1 protein-coding gene is annotated in these 519 nt (G+C 63.4%); it reads left to right on the forward strand.

Features of this window, described 5'->3' with window-relative positions:
- The coding region (locus GHK24_RS13480) for an IS3 family transposase (protein ID WP_153473398.1) at window positions 1-519 on the forward strand (519 nt) is incomplete at both ends.

The raw sequence follows: 519 nt of genomic DNA on the forward strand, positions 1-519 counted from the left end.
GCGGGAAGCACCGGGTCTATCGCCTGATGCGGCAGGAAGGCTTGCGCGCGCAGGTGGGCTATCGTCGTCGGTCAGGTCATTACGGCAAGCCGGCGGTCGTTGCCGAGAACCCGCTGGCGCAGCAGTTCGCCGTCGCAGCCCCCAATCAGGCCTGGGTGACGGACATCACCTATATCCGCACCCATGAAGGCTGTCTGTATCTGGCGGTGGTGCTCGACCTGTTCTCGCGTCAGGTGATCGGCTGGTCGATGCGTTCGCGAATCGACCGCGAACTGGCGATCAATGCCTTGTTGATGGCGGTGTGGCGGCGCAATCCCAGGACGCCCGTGATTGTTCATTCCGATCAGGGTCGCCAGTACAGCAGCCTCGACGGGCAGTCCTTCCTGAAAGCCCATGGCCTGGTCGCCAGCATGAGCCGACGCGGGAACTGCTACGACAACGCGGTCGCCGAGAGCTTCTTCCAGCTACTGAAGCGGGAGCGAATCCGCCGCAAAACCTATCTCGACCGCGACGAAGCCC

It is taken from the genome of Rhodocyclus gracilis, from assembly GCF_009617575.1.
In the GTDB taxonomy this organism is placed as follows: Bacteria; Pseudomonadota; Gammaproteobacteria; order Burkholderiales; family Rhodocyclaceae; genus Rhodocyclus; species Rhodocyclus gracilis.